The 7,961-nt window shown below is 39.2% G+C and carries 6 protein-coding genes; 1 reads left to right on the top strand and 5 read right to left on the bottom strand.

Annotated elements, in window-relative coordinates:
* Positions 1–253 precede the first annotated feature (253 nt).
* From MTCD1_RS12610 to yidD, 3 genes are all read right to left on the bottom strand, one after another.
* On the bottom strand, positions 254–1,102 hold the full coding sequence (locus MTCD1_RS12610; protein WP_057181983.1) for an N-formylglutamate amidohydrolase: 849 nt from the start codon (positions 1,100–1,102) through the stop codon (positions 254–256).
* A 195-nt stretch (positions 1,103–1,297) separates the two neighbouring features.
* Entirely contained in the window at positions 1,298–2,365 is a 1,068-nt protein-coding gene (locus MTCD1_RS22145; RefSeq protein ID WP_057181985.1) for a T6SS phospholipase effector Tle1-like catalytic domain-containing protein, read from the bottom strand.
* A gap of 114 nt (positions 2,366–2,479) precedes the next feature.
* On the bottom strand, positions 2,480–2,587 hold the full coding sequence (gene yidD / locus MTCD1_RS12600; protein ID WP_082606573.1) for a membrane protein insertion efficiency factor YidD: 108 nt from the start codon (positions 2,585–2,587) through the stop codon (positions 2,480–2,482).
* A 364-nt stretch (positions 2,588–2,951) separates the two neighbouring features.
* Here yidD and MTCD1_RS12590 point away from each other — a divergent pair, with 364 nt between their 5' ends.
* A complete protein-coding gene (locus tag MTCD1_RS12590) occupies positions 2,952–3,677 on the top strand; it encodes a YebC/PmpR family DNA-binding transcriptional regulator (protein WP_057181987.1) in 726 nt (241 codons plus the stop codon).
* 101 nt (positions 3,678–3,778) lie between these two features.
* Here the strand turns inward: MTCD1_RS12590 and MTCD1_RS12585 are convergent, their stop codons facing one another.
* On the bottom strand, positions 3,779–4,975 hold the full coding sequence (locus MTCD1_RS12585) for a metallophosphoesterase (RefSeq protein ID WP_057181989.1): 1,197 nt from the start codon (positions 4,973–4,975) through the stop codon (positions 3,779–3,781).
* 165 nt (positions 4,976–5,140) lie between these two features.
* The gene (locus MTCD1_RS12580) at positions 5,141–7,951 is read right to left on the bottom strand and encodes a TonB-dependent receptor domain-containing protein (RefSeq protein ID WP_331456600.1); all 2,811 of its coding nucleotides are present in this window, start codon (positions 7,949–7,951) and stop codon (positions 5,141–5,143) included.
* Positions 7,952–7,961 lie beyond the last annotated feature (10 nt).

Here is a 7,961-nt window from a genome sequence, read left to right as displayed (position 1 = left end):
GATAGTTGTTGATATACCACTGATATTGTTGGACATACCTGAGCAACAATATCATTATAAACACGCGGTAATGAAAGCTAATTTTTATGATAGTTGTTGATATACCACTGATATTGTTGGACATACCTGAGCAACAATATCATTATAAACACGCGGTAATGAAAGCTAATTTTTATGATAGTTGTTGATATACCACTGATATTGTTGGACATACCTGAGCAACAATATCATTATAAACACGCGGTAATGAAAGCTAATTTTTATGATAGTTGTTGATATACCACTGAGTATGTTGAGCAACCGTATCATTATAAACACGCTGTAATGAAGGTAAAATCAGCTCATCCGCTTGGCCGGTTAATTCATCCATAAAAACTTTTTTCGCTTCAGTCGCCAGCACTAAGACATTATCATAGCGACTATGACAAAAGCCTGCTAAATGGCCTTTACCATAAAAGATATCATTTTCTGCGGCAGACATTTCAATACCATCCACCTGCATGTTTTGTAGTGCCTCGAGCCAACTATCAATAATTGCTCGCCATTGCTCGCCCTTAACAGAACTTGTGCCGACGTTTATTACCGGTAAGTCTTTTCTCTCATGGCGTTTATAGTTATAAGAGTGATTATCATAAATAAGACATTGGCCAAAATCTGCCACTAAGGCCTCTACTAATGCGGCAACAATACGGTAAAACTGAGCATGTTTAGCCTTACTTGTGCTAATCATCTGTTCACTGAGTGGCGTTTTCCATATTTCTTTGCCCCAAGCCGTTTCATAAACACACTCATCAGTATTGCGATTTAAATCATATTCATAGCGCGAGTCATGAGCAATTAAGGTAATGGCTTGCTCGGCAATAAAACTCGCAGTATAGGGATCTTCTTCGTAATAACGTTCTGCTTTTGCCAACAAACAGTTATCGTCTAATTCTGCGCGTAAATTGCCGCCATCATGAATAGCTGCAGACATAACAGGTAGGTATTGCTCAATTTTCAGGGTAAATGCGCCGCCGGCAATCGTCGCGGTAAAGCATTGACGTTGCGTGATTTTATTAATGATTTCTTGTTCTGTTAATTGTACGGATAATTGCTCAGTCACAATCGTACTCCCTAAGCTAGATAAAAAATACGGTTATAGCATAGCTTATATCACAGGTAAACAGTACTTCAGAGGCTGATAACAATATGCAATGAATACTTATATCAGCGAGTTGATTTTATTTTTTTATGCTTCTGCTTTGCCAAAAACATCTGACAAAATCGAGTAACGAATGATATTACCGTTCAATTAGAGTCACTTGATACCATCAGCTTGGCTATAATGTTCGGCTAAGGCAGAAACACCAAAACATTGCTCTGTTAAGCTGCCCTGTTCATCAAGTAGTTGATAATTTATCCTGTACAAAGCATAAGGTCGGTAGTCAAGCAACTGTTGATATCGTTGCGCAACACTACAATGAATAATAGCCAAGTTACTCGAAGCAACTTCATTTACATTGACTCTGACACTACGTATCGCATGGGTGAACGCATGACTATAAGTAAACAATTGCCGATGTATTTTGCCAGATACCAGAGGCTTTATCACAATATCATCAAAAGTGATTTCATCACTCGACCCGGGGATTTTTAGTGCTGAATAATCTAGTTGCTCAACAGACAAAACCGTCAATTGCTTAGCAATATTATCTAACATAAACTGTAAACAAATATCGGCTAAACCATCAAACCAGTAGCCGCCACCAATATCGCTGTGACTACCAGCAAACCAGACCTCTTTAACCCGTTCATCTTGATTAAATAAAGTGGGTTGCAGCCATAAGCGCCGCTCATCAAGGGCAAGAATGTGCAGGGCATTGGCAATATGTGGTGCTAAAATATCATTTTCAAAAACAATACCACTGGCTGGAAAGGTATTAGGATCTAAATCCAGTGAGCCTCGGATAGCAGCAACGGTGTCAAAAACACCGATAAACTTAACTGGCATGGCTAAATGTGCGGCAAACATTCTAGCAATAGCTGCGCCACGACTAAAACCAAAAATATAAACTTCATCACCTGAGCTATAGTGCTGACTTAAATCAGCATGAGCCTCGCTGAGAATATCATCCATTTCCCCATAAACTGGGGCAACGACGGCATTAATGGCTCGAATTAACCAGTTACCTCTATTACCAATACCACTGTAATAAAAGCTATGCTGTTCCGGTGTCAATGCATTGCAGCCATTGGCGGGTGTTAGCTTGCCACCCAAAAAGATATGTAATTTTAGAATATTACTGATACTTGCATCATCATCAATATCACCGACATCTTCCGGGTTATTACAAGTACCATCAAAACAAAAAATAAGCTTTTTCATCATTTTATCCTGCGGCAATTCCTTGGCTATTTACTTGGCGGTATCATTGATAAGCCAGCTGGCACGGGATCATTGATGACGTGAACACAATCAGGAATTACAACGCTTAATCCATTAAATCCCGATATTGACAGCTTTAATCACGCCAAAACGTGCAATAGCTTGGTAAGTATAATGCGAGCAAGCTGGCGTGAAATTACCACTAAGGGCAAAATGCTTAATAGAGCCAGCCGTCGCTCGCCTCTTGCTTTAAAGTCGCGGCTAACCTTTTTTAACGGTAAACCACTTGAGCCAAGTAATAAAGTGCCGCAGCCGCCTTCAGTAATATAGAGACCCTTATATTTATCATATTTATTCATAGTAACTGTTAGAGTTATTATCATGAAAACCAATAACTAAGGTATAAAAACAACTCCATAATAGCAAGTATTTATTTTACCTAATCACTCCTAGTGGTAATGGCTAAAATTCCCTTGAGCTAAGCGCAACTTTTACTAATTTATCAGCAAGAACACTAGTCAAGCAGCCATTGAGGCTGATAGAATCTAACGCATTATATTTTTTGAACATAAAAGAAGACATTGAGATGGGCAGAGCTTACCAAAACCGTAAATTATCTATGGCCAAAACCGCTGGGGCCAAAACTAAAGTTTACTCTAAGTACGGTAAAGCAATTTACGTTTGTGCTAAAAATGGTGGTATTGATCCCGATGGTAACCTTGCTTTACGTGCCTTAATCGACCGCGCCAAGAAAGATCAAGTTCCAACTCATGTTATTGATAATGCCATTAAAAAGGCTTCTGGTGCTGGTGGTGAAGATTTCGTTGAAGCACGTTATGAAGGCTTTGGCCCAGGCAACTGCATGGTTATTATTGACTGCTTAACCGATAACGGTAACCGTACCATTAAAGATATTCGTCAATGTTTTAGTAAAAGCAATGCAAAAATTGGTTCCTCTGGTACTGTTTCTCATATGTTTGATCATCAAGCTGTGTTTGCCTTTAAAGGTGAAGATGATGAAATTGTCTTAGAAAACCTAATGATGGCTGATATTGATATTACTGATGTTGAATTAGACGATGGCATTATTACCGTTTACGCACCTCATACTGAATTTTTCAAAATCAAAACTGAATTTGCTAACTCTATGCCACAATTTGAGTTAGAAGTTGAAGAAATCACTTGGGTACCGCAAAACTATATTGATGTTGAAGGTGAAGAAGACCTAGCAAATTTTGAAAAATTCATTGCTCTGTTAGATGACTGTGATGATGTTCAGCATGTTTATCATAATGCTGAACTTAAAGATTAATATCTCAGCATAGCGCTTAGTTAACTAAGCGATAAATTTTTATAAAAAAGCCAGTACCTTAAGTACTGGCTTTTTTTATAACTAAATATCACGGGTAGTCATTATTGATGGTACAGCGGCAGTACTTTACCACTTAAACTGCCGCGCCATTTTTTACCGTTTTCGATAAATAATATCTCACCATAGTTACCACGTTTGATACTTGAATCTATGGCTATTACGCGACCTTGATAGCGTGTCTCTATTTGTTTTTGTGAGGTGTGGCCGACAATGAGATGTTCGACATCAAAATGCTTAAGTAACAAGTCAATTTCAGCACTGGTCGCACCCTTATCGCTTTTTTTAGAACCTTCTGGGTAATCATTCGCAAAGTAACCACGATACCAAATAATCCCATTAGTTTTATGCAAAAACTTTGCCCAGCCTGCTCGGGGTTTATCAAGCTCAGCTTTAATCAGACTATCTTTAAACACTGTATTTATTTCTACTAGAGTACGTTTTTCTGTGGCTAAACTTGGATGAAAGCCACCATGAGCAAATAGCATATTATTTACTTTAACAAGTACAGGTTTACTACGCAGCCAATTGCCGATAATACTATTTGGACTAAATAGCTGTTCAAAGGGTTTATTTAGCTTGTTCGCGCTTTCAATATACTTAGGGTGTAAATAACGTAAATCACCATTTAAGATCATCACTTCGTGGTTACCTAAGGTCAGATGGATATCACCGCCGGCTTTTTGAGCTTGCTGCTCTAGGTCATATAAAAACCACAATATTTCAGTAACTTTGTCACCACGGTCAAAGATATCACCGGTAATAACAAAATGGCCTTTGCCAAAGGCCCAGTTTTTGTTTTCATCAATAATGTTGTTATTGGTTAATAGCTCAATCATTAAGTCATATTTACCGTGAAAGTCACTTAGAGCGGCAACGGGATAATCGCCTGAGAATTCAAGTATTTTATTTTCAACACTACTAAGAGCATGAACAGCAGCGGACATATTACAAGCTGAGATCGTGGTCGGGAAACTTACCGCTGTAGTGGTTTGTGTTAGCACTTCGCCTTGGCAAAGCCAGTAAGACTCTAGCTGTTGTTGCTCATTAACAAAAACATAAGGACCATCATTTACTGGTGCTAATACCGGCACTAACTGTGGTAAAAATTCGTCTACTTTTGCTTTCTCATCGGATACATTCGTTGACAGAGGCAAAGCAAAAGCTGAGGCACTGCTTGCTAGCAATATAATTGAGGTCAGCGCGACTGAGCGCACGGTTATGAAAAAGTAAGAAAACATGGAAACTCCGGAAAAGTAAGGGTAACAATATGAACAATAAATACGCGACAGAAAACTATTTTATTAAGAAAAAAAACCACTTCCATGTGAGGATTTAAAAATGGCGCTTAGCTAAGGCTAACCGCCATAATAATTTACCTTACAAATTATGCTTACAAGTTAAGCTTAGAAACTAACTTGTGCACCTAGGTAAACAAAACGACCGGTACCGGCATCGTATTCACTACCAAAGTTACCGCGACCACCGTAGTAGAACTCACCTTTATTATCAAAGATATTATTCACACCACCAAACACTCGTACTGAAGAATCATCACTCATTTCAATCTTATAAGACACTGATAAGTTATGTTTAAAGTAAGAACTAAGCTCTTGGAAAGCTAATGATTGTGGATTTTTCACACAGTCGACATCGCCAGCAGCACAAAGCTCTGTATTATTATCCATATCGGCTTGCCAACTTTCCTGTGTACTTAAACTACGAAGCGCTGAACTCTTATAAGTGGTGCTCCAGCGAACACGTAGATCATCTAAATACCAAGCAATAGAAGCGGCAGCTTTATCTTCAAATGTGCCATAACTTGCGTAACCGACGTAATCTTCTTTAATTACACCGTCATTACCCGTGACTGTTTTAGAGTGTTCTAACATATGAGTCCAATCCATTTTGAACTTCACACGACCAAAGCTGTTCATGTCATAAGCATAAGCAACGGCGATATCAACACCACGTGTACCTAACTCATCAATGTTATAACTGCGTTGTAAAACTTCTTCTAACTGGCCTTCTGCATCACGCTTAATAACATCACAGAATTCATTATCATCACCCAATTTGATGCTTGAATCATAACACTGAGATAGAATTTGCTCGTTACCAAACTCATCAATCGCATCAGTAATAGCAATATCATAGTAATCTATCGCAATACTAAAACCGTCAAAGAAAGTAGGCTCATACGTTGCGCCTAAAGTCATTGTGGTACCCGTTTCTTCAAATAACTCAGGATTACCCGCATTTGGCGAATAACTACTGCCTTCATCTTCAAATATACCTTCAGCAGCTATTGTCGCGGCAATACCTGGCTCTAAACGACAGTTAGCATGCCCTGGATCTGTTGATGTTGCAGTAACATCGGCACAGATATCATTAAAGCTATCAAAATCACCTGCTGCTGGTTCATATAACTCATTTACACTGGGTGCACGTTGTGAGATTGCGTAGTTAGCACGTAAATTAACACCGGCACCTACTGTCCATAAGAAGCCTAATTTATAACTAGAGACTACACCAACATTTTTAATATCATAATCAGATAGTCGAATAGATGCTTCTACGGATAAGTATTCAGCACCCGGCATATCACGCAATAAAGGAATTGACGCTTCAGCAAATACTTCGGCAACGTTTATTTCACCTTTAAACGCAGGGATTAGGTTCCAGGTAATACCACCGTAAGTTAGCGCATCATCAGTAACCGCTTCTTGTGTATCTTTACGGTATTCAAAACCAAATACTGTCGCTACTGGGCCGGCCGGCATTTCAAATAAATCCCCAGTGACATAGCCCATAATAGTGGTGAGTTGGTTATAAACATTAAGTGTTGGGTTAACACGAATATAATCTGCCATTTCTGGAGTAATAGAGCCTTCACCAAATAAATCTAAAGCAACACAACCGTCAGCACGTGCCTCGGCATCATTACACTGAATAGTTTTTCCGTCAGCAGCGTAGCCTGCATCTAAAGCATTTTTTGCTTTAAAAACATCAATTTCATTATTACGATATTGACGTTGGTGAAATTTACCGTAACTGGCCGAGATATCCCAATCCCAAGCACCATCAAACATAGTGCCTTGCAAACCAGCCCAAGCACGTACAGTTTCACGTTCGTTATCAGTAGAGACTGGACCTACTTCAGTAAAGCGACGATCCCAATAAATACGATCTTTATATTGGCCCACTGTTTCACGAATATTATCAGGTACATAAGGGTTATCAATTGGGATATAGCCCAATTTAACTACCCCTGGTTCACCTGTTACTCTATCAGTATAAGTAGCTGATTCAGTATCGCCTGAATCTTCAGGTGATTTATCATTAACCGTGTAGTTACCACTCCACTGGACTTGTGAATAAAACATCACATCATCAGTAATATCAAAATCTACTTTTATTGCTGCTGAAAAACGTTCACTCGGTACTTTAAGCTGCACAAATTCACGAGTGTTAATGCCATCTCTTTCTTCATTCCAATCAGTATTCTGACCTTTTTCATTATACCAATAAGTGGTGTCGTATTTACTTGATTCTAAGAAAACACCACCTGGGGTACCATCACTGCGGTTACGCCAGTCACTCATCGGTGTTTCATAAAGTGATTGAAAGCCATTCTCAGTACGAATTTCATTGCGCATGGTGTCAGAATTATAACGAAATGATGCTTCTTGCGCAGCACGCTGACGATCGCCATATTTAAGTCCATAGTCTTTATCATAATTAGCACTAAAAAACACATAACCGCGGTCATCGGCAAATAAATCACCGAAACTTGCATCAATGGTAAATTCTTTAGCGCCGCCATCTGTACTTTCACCGCCACGGACTTTAAAATCAAATCCTTCTTTATCGGTTTGGGTAATAATGTTTACCACACCGGATACCGCATCTGCACCATAAGTCGCACCGGCACCACCGGTAATAACCTCAACTCTTTTTACCATACCCGATGGGATGGTACTCATGCTGACATAATTACCACTTTTTGAGTTTGATACCACGCGTCGACCATCAATTAAGGTCAAAGTACGGTTAGCACCTAAGTTACGTAATTCAACGGTAGTAATACCAGTATTTGATACACTTGATTGGCTGGTAGCATTACTGGTGCCATAAGAAAGCGACGGCATATTTTCAACTAAAATTTGCGCCATTTCGCCAAGGCCAGTATCACCGATGGCTTCTCTCCCCATGATGACTAGTGGC

This window comes from Colwellia marinimaniae (assembly GCF_002207865.1).
In the GTDB taxonomy this organism is placed as follows: Bacteria; Pseudomonadota; Gammaproteobacteria; order Enterobacterales; family Alteromonadaceae; genus Colwellia; species Colwellia marinimaniae.
This window is presented reverse-complemented; position numbering and strand designations above follow the sequence as displayed.

What these genes read in the sequence shown, in the direction of transcription:
- MTCD1_RS12585 (WP_057181989.1), bottom strand. Translation starts at nt 4,975, where the DNA reads ATGTTTTCTTACTTTTTCATAACCGTGCGCTCAGTCGCGCTGACCTCA.
- MTCD1_RS22145 (WP_057181985.1), bottom strand. Translation starts at nt 2,365, where the DNA reads ATGAAAAAGCTTATTTTTTGTTTTGATGGTACTTGTAATAACCCGGAA.
- MTCD1_RS12590 (WP_057181987.1), top strand. Translation starts at nt 2,952, where the DNA reads ATGGGCAGAGCTTACCAAAACCGTAAATTATCTATGGCCAAAACCGCT.